Source organism: Acinetobacter sp. AM (genome assembly GCF_003105055.1).
Lineage (GTDB): Bacteria > Pseudomonadota > Gammaproteobacteria > Pseudomonadales > Moraxellaceae > Acinetobacter > Acinetobacter tibetensis.
The window spans coordinates 262,277-279,053 of the sequence record NZ_QETG01000001.1 but is presented as its reverse complement, the minus strand read 5'-3'; the positions used below and the strand labels follow the sequence as shown (position 1 = coordinate 279,053).

Annotated in this window: 13 protein-coding genes, 1 tRNA gene and 1 pseudogene; 14 read left to right on the top strand and 1 reads right to left on the bottom strand. The window is 42.7% G+C overall.

The features are described 5' to 3' along the window. The 12 genes and pseudogenes from DCO44_RS01320 to DCO44_RS01265 all read left to right on the top strand — a co-directional run. Positions 1 to 98 (top strand): annotated as a pseudogene (locus tag DCO44_RS01320) (elongation factor Tu); the annotation flags it as partial. Between the two features lie 49 nt (positions 99 to 147). After that, positions 148 to 223, top strand: a tRNA-Trp gene (locus tag DCO44_RS01315). A 75-nt stretch (positions 224 to 298) separates the two neighbouring features. Beyond that, complete coding sequence (gene secE, locus DCO44_RS01310; protein WP_116758816.1) at positions 299 to 739, top strand: preprotein translocase subunit SecE; 441 nt, start codon at positions 299 to 301, stop codon at positions 737 to 739. A gap of 7 nt (positions 740 to 746) precedes the next feature. Further along, positions 747 to 1,280 (top strand): transcription termination/antitermination protein NusG, encoded by a 534-nt coding sequence (gene nusG, locus DCO44_RS01305; protein ID WP_116758815.1) that lies wholly within the window; start codon positions 747 to 749, stop codon positions 1,278 to 1,280. Positions 1,281 to 1,396: 116 nt separating this feature from the next. Then, the gene (gene rplK / locus DCO44_RS01300; RefSeq protein WP_004637639.1) at positions 1,397 to 1,825 is read left to right on the top strand and encodes a 50S ribosomal protein L11; all 429 of its coding nucleotides are present in this window, start codon (positions 1,397 to 1,399) and stop codon (positions 1,823 to 1,825) included. Between the two features lie 3 nt (positions 1,826 to 1,828). Continuing rightward, positions 1,829 to 2,524 carry a 50S ribosomal protein L1 gene (gene rplA / locus DCO44_RS01295; protein WP_100242784.1) on the top strand — a complete coding sequence of 232 codons (696 nt, stop codon included), beginning with the start codon at positions 1,829 to 1,831 and terminating at the stop codon, positions 2,522 to 2,524. Between the two features lie 304 nt (positions 2,525 to 2,828). Beyond that, on the top strand, positions 2,829 to 3,335 hold the full coding sequence (gene rplJ, locus DCO44_RS01290; protein ID WP_116758814.1) for a 50S ribosomal protein L10: 507 nt from the start codon (positions 2,829 to 2,831) through the stop codon (positions 3,333 to 3,335). A 48-nt stretch (positions 3,336 to 3,383) separates the two neighbouring features. Beyond that, positions 3,384 to 3,749 (top strand): 50S ribosomal protein L7/L12, encoded by a 366-nt coding sequence (gene rplL, locus DCO44_RS01285; protein WP_116758813.1) that lies wholly within the window; start codon positions 3,384 to 3,386, stop codon positions 3,747 to 3,749. A 306-nt stretch (positions 3,750 to 4,055) separates the two neighbouring features. Continuing rightward, positions 4,056 to 8,144 (top strand): DNA-directed RNA polymerase subunit beta, encoded by a 4,089-nt coding sequence (gene rpoB / locus DCO44_RS01280; protein WP_116758812.1) that lies wholly within the window; start codon positions 4,056 to 4,058, stop codon positions 8,142 to 8,144. A gap of 156 nt (positions 8,145 to 8,300) precedes the next feature. Further along, positions 8,301 to 12,500, top strand: a complete 4,200-nt coding sequence (gene rpoC, locus DCO44_RS01275) for a DNA-directed RNA polymerase subunit beta' (RefSeq protein ID WP_116758811.1) — start codon at positions 8,301 to 8,303, stop codon at positions 12,498 to 12,500. A gap of 144 nt (positions 12,501 to 12,644) precedes the next feature. Then, on the top strand, positions 12,645 to 13,184 hold the full coding sequence (locus DCO44_RS01270; protein WP_116758810.1) for a hypothetical protein: 540 nt from the start codon (positions 12,645 to 12,647) through the stop codon (positions 13,182 to 13,184). Between the two features lie 136 nt (positions 13,185 to 13,320). Next, on the top strand, positions 13,321 to 13,680 hold the full coding sequence (locus DCO44_RS01265) for a DNA transfer protein p32 (RefSeq protein ID WP_116758809.1): 360 nt from the start codon (positions 13,321 to 13,323) through the stop codon (positions 13,678 to 13,680). A 64-nt stretch (positions 13,681 to 13,744) separates the two neighbouring features. Here DCO44_RS01265 and DCO44_RS01260 read toward each other — a convergent pair whose 3' ends face one another. Further along, positions 13,745 to 14,230 (bottom strand): PaaI family thioesterase, encoded by a 486-nt coding sequence (locus DCO44_RS01260; RefSeq protein ID WP_116758808.1) that lies wholly within the window; start codon positions 14,228 to 14,230, stop codon positions 13,745 to 13,747. Positions 14,231 to 14,353: 123 nt separating this feature from the next. Between DCO44_RS01260 and DCO44_RS01255 the strand changes: the two genes are divergently transcribed. Further along, complete coding sequence (locus DCO44_RS01255; protein WP_116758807.1) at positions 14,354 to 15,232, top strand: alpha/beta fold hydrolase; 879 nt, start codon at positions 14,354 to 14,356, stop codon at positions 15,230 to 15,232. A 107-nt stretch (positions 15,233 to 15,339) separates the two neighbouring features. Further along, positions 15,340 to 16,707, top strand: a complete 1,368-nt coding sequence (locus DCO44_RS01250) for a Na+/H+ antiporter family protein (protein ID WP_116758806.1) — start codon at positions 15,340 to 15,342, stop codon at positions 16,705 to 16,707. The last annotated feature ends 70 nt before the right edge of the window (positions 16,708 to 16,777 follow it).

The window sequence follows — 16,777 nt, the reverse complement described above, 5'->3', positions numbered from 1 at the left end:
TAATCCACCCAATCGCAATGGACCCAGGTCTACGTTTTGCGATCCGTGAAGGTGGTCGTACAGTTGGTGCTGGTGTTGTTGCGAAAGTAACTGCATAATAGGTACACAAGTTTTAAGTCGAGAATTTCGATTCTCGACTTACACTGCAGGCTAGTAGTTCAATTGGTAGAGCGTCGGTCTCCAAAACCGAATGTTGGGGGTTCGAGTCCCTCCTAGCCTGCCACTTTTTTAGTAAAAGAGCTTGATGCTGGCTAAACTAGTCATATAATAAATCGCGAATTCTACGACGAGTAAAAAAATGTCGAATGATAAATCGCGTGACGCATTAAGCGACGCGCCAATCCCTCAAAGAAATAATTCTGCTGAAGTTGTTAATTCTGGCTCACCATTAGATGTTGTGCTGTGGATTATTGCATTAATTTTAATTATTGGTGCAACCATGGTGAATCAGCATTTGCCAGCATATTGGGCACCAGCAAATAATGTTTGGGTGTGTGTTGGTGTAATTTTGTCTTGTATCATTGTGGCTTTAGGTTTAATATACGCCACCCATCAAGGCAAAGGCTTTGTTCGTTTGCTAAAAGATGCGCGCATTGAATTACGTCGTGTCACATGGCCAACCAAGCAAGAAACGATGACCACTTCGTGGCAAGTTCTTGCAGTTGTAGTTATTGCATCCTTAGTATTGTGGTGTTTTGATTATATTTTAGGCTGGTTTATGAAGTTTATTATCGGGTAAGAGAGCTATGAAACGTTGGTACATTATTCATGCCTACTCAGGTTATGAAAAACAGGTGATGCGTTCACTTAATGATCGAATCCAGCGTAGCGCTGTAGCCGATAGCTTTGGTGAAGTTCTTGTTCCTACCGAAGAAGTGGTAGAAATGAAGGATGGTAAGAAGCGTAAGTCTGAGCGTAAATTCTTTCCTGGCTATGTGTTAGTTGAAATGGAAATGAATGATGAGACTTGGCACATTGTTAAAGAATGTCCTAAAGTTTTAGGTTTTATTGGTGGCACGGCGGAAAAACCTGCACCAATTACGCAAAAAGAAGCTGATGCGATTCTTGCGCGTGTACGTAATACTGGTGAAGCACCTCGTCCTAAGACGATGTTTGAGCCAGGTGAAGAATTACTCGTAATTGACGGTCCATTCACCGACTTTAAAGGCGTGGTGGAAGAGGTTCTATACGAGAAGTCACGTTTAACGTTGACGATTAATGTATTTAATCGACCAACGCAAGTTGAATTGGAATTTCGCCAAGTCGAAAAAACAATTTAATTAAGATTGGTTAAAAACGCCCGATTTATTCAGTCGGGCATTGTTGTTGTAGTGGTTCTTACTACATAAAATATTGGGGAGCTGTAAAAGGCGTTTGTACCCAGAGGTAATTTGAAATGGCTAAGAAGATTGACGGCTATATCAAGCTGCAAGTTCCAGCTGGTAAAGCGAATCCATCTCCACCGATTGGTCCTGCATTGGGTCAACGTGGTGTTAACATCATGGCATTCTGTAAAGAATTCAATGCTGCAACACAAAAACTTGAAGTTGGTTTGCCAATTCCAGTCGTGATCACTGTGTACAACGATAAGTCGTTCACATTCATCATGAAAACTCCACCTGCATCTATTCTTCTTAAGAAAGCTGCTGGTATCCAAAAGGGTTCATCTGTACCTAACAAAACTAAAGTTGGTAAGTTGACTCGTGCTCAATTGGAAGAAATCGCGACTACTAAAGAACCAGATTTAACTGGTGCTGATTTAGACGCACGTGTTCGTACCATCGCTGGTTCTGCACGTTCTATGGGCTTGGAAGTGGAGCTATAAGACATGGCAAAGTTAACTAAACGTCAAAAAGCCATTGCTGCTGCTATTGAAGCAAACAAAGTTTACACTTTAGAAGAAGCAGTAGCTGTTCTTGCTGGTCTTCCTGCTGCGAAATTCAAAGAATCTTTGGATGTTGCGGTAAACCTAGGTGTTGACCCTCGTAAATCTGACCAAGTTGTTCGTGGCGCGACTACACTTCCTGCAGGTACGGGTAAAACTGTACGTGTTGCTGTGTTTGCTCAAGGTGCTGCTGCTGAAGCTGCTAAAGCTGAAGGCGCGGACATCGTTGGTTTTGATGACTTGGCTGAAAGCATTCAACAAGGTAACCTTGACTTTGACGTAGTAATTGCTGCTCCAGATGCAATGCGCGTTGTAGGTAAGTTGGGTACGATCCTTGGTCCACGTGGTTTGATGCCAAACCCGAAAGTGGGAACTGTAACTCCAGATGTTGCTGGTGCAGTTAAAAATGCTAAAGCTGGTCAAGCACGTTACCGTGTAGACAAAGCGGGTATTATCCACGCTGCGATCGGTCAAGTAGACTTCTCTGCTGAAGCTGTTCGCCAAAACGTTGAAACTTTGATTGCAGACTTGAAAAAGTTAAAGCCTGCAACTTCTAAAGGTGTATACATCAAAAAGATCACTTTGAGCTCAACTATGGGTCCTGGTCTTGTTGTTGATGTAAACAACGTTTCTAACTAAGTTTTTACTTAGACAGAATTTTAAAGCCCTGAGTAAAACTCAAAGTACTGCTTTGAGTTTTAGGCAAGAAAAACCAGTTTTGGTGAAATTGCAAACTTAGGCAAACTTTGAATTGATAAATTTAATTTATCAGCGTCAAAGACCTCAGGCGAAAGTGATTTCGATTACTTTCTTAATTTTCCAGCCTGAGTAGACGCGGTGGTGTGATTTGTTCATCCTCCGCGTGTAAGTTCAGTGATGAACTTGCGAATTGGGAGTGTGCCTGTGTATTCGGGTACATAAATCACCGTTAGGAGGTTTTACAATGGCTCTTCTTATCGAAGGCAAAAAACAGATCGTTGCTGAAGTAACTGAAGTTGCTTCTACTGCGTTTGCTGCTGTTGTTGCTGACTACCAAGGTTTAACTGTTGAGCAATTAACTGCTCTTCGTGTTGAAGCTCGTAAGTTGGGTGTTGCTACACGTGTTGTACGTAATACTTTGGCTAAACGCGCTCTTCAAGATACTCCTTTCAATATCTTGAACGACAACCTTGTTGGCCCAACAATTTTAGCTTTCTCAACTTCTGCAGATGATATGGGTGCTGCGGCACGCTTATTTGAAGAATTTGCGAAAACTAACAAAGCATTTGAACTTAAAGCTGCTGCATTTGAAGGCAAACTTTATCAAGGCGCAGAAGTTAGCGTTATCGCGAATCTTCCAAACCAAGAGAAAGCGCTTACTATGCTTGCAAGCGTTCTTCAGGCTCCTATTTCGAAATTGGGTCGCTTACTTACAGCGCTTCAAGAGAAAAACGAGTCAGAAGCTGCATAAGCTCAAACTTAAACACACATCATTCAATACCCATTTGGAATTAATCTCATGGCTTTAACAAACGAAGAAATCCTAAACGCAGTTGCTGAAAAAACTGTTCTTGAACTTGTAGAACTTATTTCTGCTTTTGAAGAAAAATTCAACGTATCTGCTGCTGCTGTAGCTGTAGCTGCAGGTCCTGCTGCTGCTGCTGTTGAAGAGCAATCAGAATTCAACGTTGAGTTGACTTCTTTCGGCGCGAACAAAGTAGCGGTAATTAAAGCAGTTCGTGAAATCACTGGTCTTGGCTTGAAAGAAGCTAAAGATTTAGTTGAAGGCGCTCCTTCAGTTCTTAAAGAAGCAGTTTCTAAAGAAGAAGCTGAAGAACTTAAGAAAAAACTTGAAGAAACTGGTGCTACTATTACTATTAAGTAATGTTACCAGGGGGAGGAATATTAATTTCACCCCCAAAAATTGGCTGATGGCTCTTGGGTCATCAGCCTTTTTGCGTTACAATAATCGGCTCGACTTTAATTTGATTGATTTAAAAACCATCAAATTTAAACAATAAAGATAAATTTTAAACGCTTACCAATATTTTTCTATTCAAAAAATATTGTTAAGCGTTTTAATACCACTAAAAATTGCAGCATTTGTAAACAGTGGTGGCCATATCGGCCTGCGTAATTCCTTCTAAACCCGTTCTGCAGGCGGGTTTAGTTTACTTTCCGAGGACTCCAGATGGCATACTCATATACCGAAAAGAAACGGATCCGTAAGAATTTTGGTAAATTGCCTAGTGTTATGGATGCTCCGTACTTGCTCGCGATTCAAGTCGACTCGTACAGAACGTTCTTGCAAGATGGCAAATCACCAAAAAACCGCGAAGATATCGGTCTCCAAGCCGCATTTCGTTCAGTTTTTCCTATAGAAAGTTATTCTGGCAATGCTGCTCTAGAATTTGTTGAGTATAGCCTTGGTAAGCCGGAGTTTGATGTTCGCGAATGTATTCTTCGTGGCTCAACTTATGCGGCACCAATGCGTGTAAAAATTCGTTTGATCATCAAAGATCGTGAAACGAAATCAATCAAAGACGTGCGTGAGCAAGAAGTGTACATGGGTGAAATGCCACTCATGACGGATAACGGGACATTCGTTATTAATGGTACTGAGCGTGTAATCGTATCTCAGTTACATCGTTCACCTGGCGTGTTCTTTGATCATGATAAGGGTAAAACTCACTCAAGCGGTAAAGTGCTTTATTCAGCACGTATTATTCCTTACCGTGGTTCATGGTTAGATTTTGAATTTGATGCGAAAGATTTAGTCTATGTTCGTATTGACCGTCGTCGTAAATTGCTTGCGACTGTGGTACTTCGTGCATTGGGTTATAGCAACGAACAAATTCTAGACTTATTCTACGAGAAAGTACCTGTCTATTTAGATATGGGTAGCTACCAGATTGACCTTGTTCCAGAACGCCTGCGTGGCGAAATGGCACAATTCGACATTACCGATAATGAAGGTAAAGTGATTGTTGAGCAAGGTAAACGTATTAACGCGCGTCATGTACGTCAAATGGAAGCTTCAGGCTTAACTAAGCTTTCTGTTCCAGATGAATACTTATATGAGCGTATCACTGCTGAAGATATCACTTTACGTGATGGCGACGTCATCGCTGCGAACACCTTATTAAGCCATGAAATTATGGTGAAATTGGCTGAAGGCGGCGTGAAACAGTTCAATATGCTGTTCACGAATGACATTGACCGTGGTTCATTCATTGCAGATTCTTTACGTGCAGATACAACAACAGGTCGTGAAGAAGCGCTTGTTGAAATCTACAAAGTAATGCGTCCAGGCGAGCCACCAACAAAAGAAGCTGCTGAAAACCTATTCAATAACTTGTTCTTCTCTTCTGAGCGTTATGATTTATCGCCAGTAGGTCGTATGAAGTTTAACCGTCGTTTGGGTCGTCCTTACGAAGTGGGAACTGACCAGAAGTCACGTGAAGTTGAAGGCATTCTTTCGAACAGCGATATCACTGATGTATTAAAAACATTGGTTGAAATTCGTAACGGTAAAGGTGAAGTCGATGATATCGATCACTTGGGTAACCGTCGTGTTCGTTCTGTTGGTGAAATGACAGAAAACCAATTCCGTGTTGGTTTGGTTCGTGTTGAACGTGCTGTAAAAGAACGTTTAAGCCAAGCAGAAGCAGACAACTTGTCTCCGCAAGATTTAATCAATGCGAAACCAGTTGCAGCTGCAATCAAAGAATTCTTTGGTTCAAGCCAATTGTCTCAGTTTATGGACCAAAACAATCCATTGTCTGAGATTACGCACAAACGTCGTGTATCGGCGCTTGGTCCTGGCGGTTTAACACGTGAGCGTGCGGGCTTTGAAGTACGTGACGTACATCAAACTCACTATGGTCGTGTATGTCCGATTGAAACGCCTGAAGGTCCAAACATTGGTTTGATCAACTCGCTATCTGTTTATGCAAAATGTAATAACTTCGGTTTCTTGGAAACGCCATACCGTAAAGTTGTTGATGGTCGTGTAACGGATGAAGTTGAATACTTATCTGCGATTGAAGAAGTAGGCACAGTCATTGCACAAGCCGACTCTGCAGTTGATGCAGAGAATCATTTGACTGAAGAATTTGTTTCTGTACGTCACCAAGGTGATTTCGTACGTATGCCACCTGAAAAAGTGACGCATATGGACGTATCTGCTCAGCAGGTTGTTTCTGTTGCTGCATCACTGATTCCATTCCTTGAACACGATGATGCGAACCGTGCATTAATGGGTTCGAACATGCAGCGTCAGGCTGTTCCAACATTATTGGCTGACAAGCCGCTTGTTGGTACTGGTATGGAAGCAAACGTAGCGCGTGACTCAGGTGTGTGTGTTATCGCAAACCGTGGTGGTGCGATTGAATACGTAGATGCTTCTCGTATCGTGATTCGTGTAAACGAAGAAGAAATGATTGCGGGTGAAGCGGGCGTAGATATCTACAACCTCATCAAATATACACGTTCTAACCAAAATACATGTATCAACCAAAACGTTGTTGTTCGCATGGGTGACAAAGTTGCTCGTGGTGATGTATTGGCTGACGGTCCATCGACTGATGGTGGTGAACTTGCGCTAGGTCAAAACATGCGCGTCGCGTTCATGACATGGAACGGTTATAACTATGAAGACTCGATCTTGCTTTCTGAGCGTGTACTTCAAGAAGATCGCTTAACGTCGATTCATATCCAAGAATTATCGTGTGTTGCACGTGATACCAAATTGGGTGCTGAAGAAATTACTGCTGATATCCCGAATGTGGGTGAAGCTGCACTGTCTAAGCTAGATGAATCAGGTATCGTATATATCGGTGCTGAAGTTGCTGCGGGTGACATTCTAGTCGGTAAAGTAACGCCTAAAGGTGAAACGCAATTAACACCAGAAGAAAAACTGCTTCGCGCAATTTTTGGTGAAAAAGCGGCTGACGTTAAAGACTCTTCTTTACGTGTTCCATCTGGCACCAAAGGTACAGTGATTGACGTTCAAGTGTTTACACGTGACGGTCTTGAAAAAGATGAACGTGCACAAGCAATTGAAAAAGCTCAATTAGATGCTTACCGTAAAGACTTGAAAGAAGAATACAAAATCTTCGAAGAAGCAGCACGTGAACGTGTTGTTCGCTTGTTGACAGGTCAAGAGTCGAATGGCGGTGGCGGTACAAAACGTGGCGACAAAATGTCTGAGGATATGTTGTCTGGCTTAGAGTTGGTTGATTTACTTGAAATCCAGCCAAGTGATGAAGCCATTGCTGAGCGTTTAACGCAAATTCAAGTGTTCTTGAAAGAGAAGAGCTTCGAAATTGACGAGAAATTTGCTGAGAAAAAACGCAAGCTTTCTACGGGTGACGAACTTACAACTGGCGTATTGAAAGTTGTGAAGGTTTACCTTGCAGTTAAACGTCGTATCCAGCCTGGTGATAAGATGGCAGGTCGTCACGGTAACAAAGGTGTTGTTTCTAACATCTTGCCAGTTGAAGACATGCCGCATGATGCCAATGGTGTACCAGTCGATATCGTATTGAACCCATTGGGTGTACCGTCACGTATGAACGTGGGTCAGATTCTTGAAACTCACTTGGGTATGGCTGCGAAAGGTTTGGGTGAGCAAATTGATAAGATGCTCAAACAACAGCGTGAAATTGCTGAGCTACGTATTTTCCTAGACAAGATCTACAACAAAGTGGGCGGTCAGCAAGAAGATTTAGACAGCTTAACTGATGACGAGATTCTAATCTTGGCGGGTAATTTACGCGCTGGTGTGCCTTTAGCTACTCCTGTATTTGATGGTGCTGAAGAAGCTCAAATCAAAGAGTTGCTAGAGCTGGCTGAAATTCCACGCTCGGGTCAAACCGTATTATATGATGGACGTACAGGTGAACGTTTCGACCGTCCTGTAACTGTAGGTTATATGTACATGCTCAAGTTGAACCACTTGGTTGACGACAAGATGCATGCGCGTTCTACTGGTTCTTACTCATTAGTAACGCAACAACCATTGGGTGGTAAAGCACAGTTTGGTGGTCAGCGTTTCGGTGAGATGGAGGTCTGGGCACTTGAAGCTTATGGCGCAGCTTATACACTGCAAGAAATGCTTACTGTGAAGTCGGATGATGTTGAAGGTCGTACTCGTATCTATAAGAACATTGTAGATGGTAACCATTATATGGACCCGGGTATGCCTGAATCGTTCAACGTATTGACCAAAGAGATCCGTTCTTTAGGTATCAACATTGAACTGAAAAATGGTGACTAAGAAATCTCCCCCGACCCTTCTTTAAGAAAGAGGGGAGAAGTCCCCCTGAGTAAAGGGGGACTTAGGGGGATTTTTTGAGATTCCCTGTTCAGTGAAAAAACAATATTTGTGACCCAGTCGAGAAGTGAAAATCTCCTCGACACACGGAGAAAAAAATTGAAAGACTTGCTCGATATCATGCGCAAAAAGACGGACTCAGACGGTCATGCTCCTGTAGAGTTTGATCGCATCCGTATTGGTCTTGCGTCACCAGAAATGATTAAGTCATGGTCTCACGGTGAAGTGAAAAAGCCAGAGACAATTAACTATCGTACGTTCAAGCCAGAACGTGATGGTTTATTCTGTGCCAAAATCTTTGGTCCAGTCAAAGATTACGAATGCTTGTGTGGTAAATACAAGCGTATGAAATACAAAGGCGTCATTTGTGAAAAATGTGGCGTTGAAGTTACAACTGCGAAAGTTCGTCGTGAGCGTATGGGTCACATCGAACTCGCTTCTCCAGTTGCGCACATCTGGTTCTTGAAATCATTACCAAGCCGTATCGGTTTGCTTCTTGATATGACGCTACGTGATATCGAACGTGTATTGTATTTCGAATCTTATGTAGTCACTGACCCAGGTATGACTCCATTTGAGAAATACCAACTTCTTAACGATGAAGAATACTTCAATGCGTTAGAAGAACACGGTGATGAATTCACTGCAAAAATGGGTGCGGAAGCGGTTCAAGACTTGCTGAAAGATATCGATCTTGAAGCTGAGATTTCTCGTCTTCGTGAAGAAATTCCACAAACAACTTCTGAAACGAAGTTGAAAAAAGCGTCTAAGCGCTTGAAGTTGATGGAAGCATTCAAAGAGTCGAACAACAAGCCAGAATGGATGGTGATGAACGTACTTCCTGTACTTCCACCAGATCTTCGTCCGTTGGTTCCACTTGAAGGTGGTCGTTTCGCGACGTCTGACTTGAACGATCTTTACCGTCGTGTCATTAACCGTAACAACCGTTTGAAGCGTCTTCTTGATCTTGCTGCACCAGACATTATCGTACGTAACGAAAAACGTATGTTACAAGAGTCTGTAGATGCATTGCTTGATAATGGTCGTCGTGGTCGTGCAATTACTGGTTCGAACAAACGTCCATTGAAATCTTTGGCAGACATGATCAAAGGTAAACAAGGTCGTTTCCGTCAAAACTTACTTGGTAAGCGTGTTGACTATTCGGGTCGTTCGGTAATTACTGTAGGTCCTAACTTACGTTTGCACCAATGTGGTCTTCCGAAGAAAATGGCACTTGAATTGTTCAAGCCGTTTATTTTTGCGAAATTACAAGCGTCAGGTCAGGCAACAACCATTAAAGCTGCGAAGAAAATGGTTGAGCGCGAGACTCCAGAAGTTTGGGACGTTCTTGCATCGGTTATTCGTCAACATCCAGTCATGTTGAACCGTGCACCGACACTTCACCGTTTGGGTCTTCAAGCATTTGAACCGATCCTAATCGAAGGTAAGGCAATCCGTTTACACCCGCTCGTTTGTGCTGCGTTTAACGCCGACTTCGACGGTGACCAAATGGCGGTACACGTACCATTAACACTCGAAGCTCAATTAGAAGCGCGTGCGTTAATGATGTCAACCAACAACATCTTGTCACCTGCAAACGGTGAACCAATCATCGTTCCGTCTCAGGACGTTGTATTGGGCTTGTATTACATCACGCGTGATGCAATCAATGCCAAAGGTGAAGGCATGGTGTTTGCGGATACGCATGAAGTTAACCGTGCATTGGCGACAGGTCAGGTTGCATTACACGCTCGCGTTAAAGCACGTGTACATCAAACTGTCATTGATGAAAATGGTAACCGTGAACAACAAACCATCGTTGTAGATACAACACCAGGTCGTTGCTTACTTTGGGAAGTTGTGCCTGAAGGTATGGATTTCCAACAAATTAACGTTGAGATGACCAAGAAAAACATCTCGAAGTTAATCAACTCTTGCTACCGTAAATTGGGTCTAAAAGATACTGTTATCTTTGCCGACCAATTGATGTACCTTGGTTTCCGTCAAGCGACACGTTCAGGCGTATCGGTAGGTATGGAAGACATGGTTATTCCGCCGACGAAGCAAGTGATTATTGACAAAGCAGAAACTGAAGTTCGTGAAATTGAACAACAGTTCGAACAAGGCTTTGTAACTGCGGGCGAGCGTTATAACAAAGTTGTCGATATCTGGGCACGTACTAACGACCAAGTTGCGAAAGCGATGATGGACAACTTATCTTACACCACTGTGAAAAATAAACAGGGTGAAGATGAGAAGCAAAAATCATTCAACAGTATCTACATGATGTCTGACTCAGGTGCCCGTGGTTCGGCAGCTCAGATTCGTCAGTTAGCAGGTATGCGTGGTTTGATGGCAAAACCAGATGGCTCGATCATTGAAACGCCAATTAAGGCGAACTTCCGTGAAGGCTTAACGGTACTTCAGTACTTTATTTCGACGCACGGTGCGCGTAAAGGTTTGGCCGATACAGCATTGAAAACGGCGAACTCTGGTTACTTAACCCGTCGTCTGGTAGACGTAGCACAAGATTTAGTTATTACTGAGCCTGATTGTGGTACTTTGGGCGGTCTTGTGATGACTCCGTTCATTCAGGGCGGTGACGTGATCGAGAACTTAGGTACTCGAGTATTGGGTCGTGTGGTTGCAGAAGACGTGAAGAAAGCGGGTTCTGACGACGTTATCTTGCCACGTAACACTTTAATTGACGAAAAACTTGCAAACTTCCTTGAAGAAGCAGGTGTCGATGAAGTTAAAGTCCGTTCAGTTGTAAACTGTGAATCTACATTTGGCGTGTGTGCGAAATGTTATGGTCGTGACTTGGCGCGTGGTCACTTGGTGAACCCAGGTGAATCTGTGGGTGTAATGGCTGCTCAATCGATTGGTGAGCCAGGTACACAGTTAACCATGCGTACCTTCCACGTGGGTGGTGCAGCGAGCCGAACTTCTGCCGCAAACAGTGTACAAGTACGTAACAAAGGTACTGTACGTTTCCATAACGTGAAAACTGTACAACATGCTAAAGGTCATTTGGTTTCTGTTTCACGTTCAGGTGAAATCGGTATTGCAGATGACTTAGGTCGCGAGCGTGAGCGTTATAAACTGCCGTACGGTGCGTCAATCTTGTTGAAAGATGGCGAAGCTGTAGAAGCAGGTGGTATCGTAGCGACTTGGGATCCACATACACATCCATTAGTAACAGAAGTTGCAGGTAAAATCCGTTTCAGCCAGATCGCTGACGGTGTAACAGCAACTTCTAAGACTGATGATGCAACAGGTATGACGACTGTTGAAATCTTGCCTGTAACAGCACGTCCTGCTTCTGGTAAAGATTTACGTCCTGCGGTTGTTCTTGATACGACGGATGGTGGTGAACAGTTCTACTTCCTACCACAAAACACCATTCTTTCTGTCCGTGATGGCGAAACAATTGGTGTGGGTGACGTTATTGGTCGTGTACCTCAAGAAACTTCACGTACGCGTGACATTACCGGTGGTCTACCACGTGTAGCTGACTTGTTCGAAGCACGTAAACCGAAAGAACATGCAATTCTTGCTGAAATTTCAGGTGTTGTAAGCTTTGGTAAAGAGACCAAAGGTAAGAACCGTTTAGTGATTACACCAGATGATGGTTCTGAGATCTACGAAGAACTGATTCCAAAATGGCGTACCATGAACGTGTTCGAAGGTGAACATGTGAACCGTGGTGAGACTGTTTCTGACGGTCCGCAAAACCCACATGACATCTTACGCTTGAAAGGCGAAGTTGCGTTGACCAACTACATCGTGAACGAAGTTCAAGACGTATACCGTCTGCAAGGTGTAAAAATCAACGACAAGCACATTGAAGTGATCGTACGTCAAATGTTGCGTAAAGTTGATATCACTGATGGTGGTGATACTAGCTTCATCAAAGGCGAACAAGTGGATTACATCCGTGTTATGGGTGAAAACCAAGCTGTGCTTGCACAGAATAAGTTCCCTGCGAAGTTTGAGCGCCAGTTGATGGGTATTACCAAAGCGTCGCTTTCTACTGACTCGTTCATCTCTGCTGCATCGTTCCAGGAAACAACACGTGTGTTAACTGAAGCTGCTGTAACAGGTAAAGAAGATGATTTACGTGGTTTGAAAGAGAACGTAGTTGTAGGTCGTTTGATTCCTGCAGGTACAGGTTTGGCATATCACTTAGAGCGTCGTCGTCAAGAATCTGAAGCTGCAGAGCTTGAGCTTCACAATGACTTCTCTGATGTAGACCAAGCACTGAGCCAAGCATTTAGTGATGAGTTTAATGGTCTTTAATTAGTCCTTAAACCCTGATGAAAAGCCACCTTCGGGTGGCTTTTTTACATTTTGAAGCAGAACAACTAAAAAAAATCACATAATAAAATGCTTAAAGCTCTATGATTAAACGTAAATCGATAATTAAAAACAAGGTTTAATGGTATGAATTTTAACAAAAAAATATTTTTAAGTGTGTTTGGGGTGATGGCGGCGAGTTCATCATTTGCAGCACCAATGCCCAACACAATTGTGATTGAAGATAAAGCTGTAGTTCCTATTGTAAAAACTCAAGTTATTCGGACTCTGCCAGGTAGAGAGCCGGTACGTACTGTGAATGCCACTATTTTTGAAGTGACGAATAAGGGTAAGGATGTTGTTGCGCGTGATGTGGTCATTGTAGATGACAAGGCTGAATTTTCCGATGAGAAAATGAGAACACCCGTTGTGCAACAGGGCGGTGTGATTGTTCCAACTTCTAAAATTGAAGTGGATTCAAAAGTGATGAGAGATGGGGAAGTGGTTGCTGAAGCTAAGCAGCTAGATGCTTCTGGAATTGAGTTTAAAAAAGGGCAAGAGCCTGTCCAGAAGAATTTGAAACTTAATCAGATTCAAAATCATGAGCATAGTAAAAGTGCAACCCATGCCGTGATTCAAAATGATGGTAAAACCACTAAAGATGTAGTGGTCATTAAAAATGAGTAGTAGGGGATAAACTTTTTCAGTTTTGAGGTTACAAAATTCTCGTAATTTTACGGGGATTTTTTTATAAAACTTCATCTTCACTCCTTAATGCTTCGATAAAGTAGGCACTAAGGTAATGGGAAAAGGAGATACTCTCATGAAAAAATTGATGAATTTAGCCATTATTGCAACAGTTTCTGCATTCGTATTCACAGGATGTAGCAATATGTCGACATCAGAGCAGCGCGTAGGTGCAGCCGCCTTAGGTGGTGCTGTAGGTGGTAGTGTTGGTAGTCGTGTAGGTGGCAGTACGGGTGCTGCTCTTGGTGCAGGTGCAGGTGCCGCGGTAGGAAGTAAATCTCAAAGTGGTTCGACCAAGAATGCAACGTATAGTGGTGTAGGTGCAGGTGTAGGTGCTGTTATTGGTAAGTCGGTATTTGGTGGCGATGCTGGTGCTGCAATTGGTGGTGCGATTGGTGGTGGTGCGGGTGCAGCAATAGAAAACAATAATCGTTAAATCTCTTTTGCACCGCATCTGAGATTTGAAGGATTGAAAAAAGGCGCTGAATATAGCGCCTTTTTTATTTTAAATCGGGTTTAGCTTTTTTACGTCGAATGTAGACCGTTTTTTCTACTTCAGCAATGCGAACTCCAGTTTCATCATAAATACTTAACTGATAAATACGATTTACTGCAGAATAGTCTTCTGCCAAAGTTTTAATTTGTTTAATTTCTGCTGCATCAATTCGAATATCTGCATAGACAGTGCCACGCCCAGGGGATAAAAACTGAATCTTGGCAGCTTTGTCCCAGACGATGTATTTTGAGCCAAGGTGATGCATCAGCAACAACATGTAGAATGGATCAATCATCGAATAGAGACTGCCGCCAAAATGTACCCCAACAATATTTTGGTTCTTGCGTGTCAGGGGCATTTTGACCCGAATATGGTAGTTGGGAAAGTCAATCTTTTCGACCTGAATACCAGCACCCCGATAGGGAGCGTAACGATTCAAAATAAATTTAGTGATGGCTGGAACGCTTTGTAATCTTTTGAGAACACTCATGATGCAAAATATTTTTCTTAAAGTCTGATCTCATCTTAACCTGACACCCAAAAAAAGCAAATGAAGTGACGGTAGCTCGTCTGATTGTAGAAAAATTACGATAAAACAAAAAGGAAACACAATATGCAAGTCCAAACCCAATGGGTAAAAACCACTGATCAGCAGCGCCTTTATGTCAAAACATGGGGAGAGGTGCACAACCTAGCCTTAGTCTTGGTGCATGGTTATCCAGATAATCAGGAAGTGTGGGAACCTGTAATTCGGTTATTGGCCAACCAGTTTTATATCATTACCTATGATGTACGTGGCGCAGGGCAATCTTCTGTACCCAAATCCATTCAGGCTTACGCATTGTCGCAACTTTCAGCAGATTTACAGGCGGTGGTCGATGCGGTACTTCCAGAACGTGAATTTCATCTGGCTGCACATGATTGGGGATCTATACAATCTTGGGAGTCGGTTACAGATCAGCACTTTGGGCAGCGGATTTTATCCTACACCACCATTTCTGGACCATGTTTAGACCACGCCGCTTTTTGGATGCGTGAGCAATTTAAGACACAGCCACAACAGTTTTTAAAACAACTGGGTAAGTCATGGTACATCATGGCATTTCATTTACCATTTGTAGCACCTACGCTCTGGCGATTCTTCAAACCTAAACATTGGGGGCAAGTGCTACAAAAGTTGGAACACACTCAGAACTTGCCATTAAATACACATATTGCCAAAGATGGTCAGTATGGCGTAGGGCTGTATCGGGCGAATTTTCTGCCTCGACTCAGTAAACCGCGACAACGTTTTGCACAATGTGCGGTACAAGCCATTGTGTTGAAAAAAGATAAGTTTGTCAGCCCAGCACTGATTGATGAAATACCAAAATGGAGTCCTGATTTTCAGCGGGTCGATTTAGATGCAAACCATTGGGCAATTTTGAGTCAGCCTGAGCAAGTGGCTTCGTATATTCAGCGCTTTATTGAACGTAATCAACTCACCAGTTAAACCGTCACTTGCTTTGCTATTCCTGTTCTTCAAGCAGCATGAGAAAGAGAAGTAATTTTCAGTTTTAACTCTGTTAGAATGCTTCTTTTTTCTCATACTTGTTTGTTATGTTCGCGATTATTGCTGCTATTACAGTCATGTTTGGACTGTCTTTGGCTCGTGTTCCTGTGGTATTTGCATTGGTCACTGGTGCAGTTACAGGAGGTTTATTGGCTGGTTTAGGCTTACAAGGTACCTTGGATGCTTTTAACAATGGGCTAGGAGGCGGGGCAAAAATTGCTTTGGCTTATGGCATATTAGGCGCATTTGCCTTGGCTTTGGCACGTTCAGGCTTACCTGATTTACTGGCTTATAAATTAATTAAAACGGTGAAGAACGAAGCGGATCACAAGGCACAAACCAAAGTGAAATATGTGATCTTTTTTACCGTAGCTTTAGCAGCAGTATTTTCACAGAATTTAATTCCTGTGCATATCGCTTTTATTCCAGTATTGATTCCACCGCTATTAAGTGTATTTAACCACTTAAATTTAGACCGACGTGCAGTTGCGTGTTTGCTGACGTTTGGTTTAGTCGCAACCTATATGTGTTTGCCTGTTGGCTTCGGTGCTATTTTCTTAAATGACATTTTGGCACATAACATCAATACCTTTGGTAAGCCTTATGGTTTTTCCATCACCAATGAGCAAATTCCACATGCGATGATTATTCCCGTGGCTGGAATGTTCTTGGGTTTATTGATCGCAGTCTTTTTTAGCTATCGAAAACCACGTGTATATGAAGATTTAGAAGTCGGTAATACCCTTCACCGTATTTCATCGGATGTGAATCAAAGCCATGATGGTAAACCGCAAATCGCACAATTTACCTTGTGGATGGCAGCATTTGCAGTGATTGCGACGCTGGCTGTGCAGCTCTATTCAGATTCCATGATTCTCGCAGGTCTGGTCGGGGTTGCCATTTTAAGCTGTGCGGGCATTTTCAAGTGGAAAGAAGCGGATGATGTCATCATTAGTGGTATGCGTATGATGGCTTTAATTGGCTTTATTATGATTGCAGCACAAGGCTTTGCAGCAGTGATTGAAGCGACCAATCAGGTTCCTGCCTTAGTTGAAGCATCTGTTGAGTGGATTGGTAACAGTAAAGCACTTGCTGCTTTCCTTATGCTACTGATTGGCTTATTGATTACCTTGGGGATCGGTTCCTCTTTCTCGACAGTGCCGATTTTAGCAATTATTTATGTTCCTTTATGTCTACAGTTTGGTTTCAGTCCATCAGCGACGATTGCGATTATTGGGACTGCTGCAGCGCTGGGTGATGCAGGCTCCCCAGCATCAGATTCAACATTAGGCCCAACCTCAGGTTTAAATATGGATGGTCAACACGATCACATGCGAGATAGTGTAGTGCCAACGTTTATTCATTTTAATATTCCTTTGTTGGTCTTTGGTTGGATTGCAGCCATGGTGCTTTAATTAAATTCTGAGATTTTAATCTATTTTATTTTAATAGATTAAAAGGTATATTTAAAATATATTAATATGT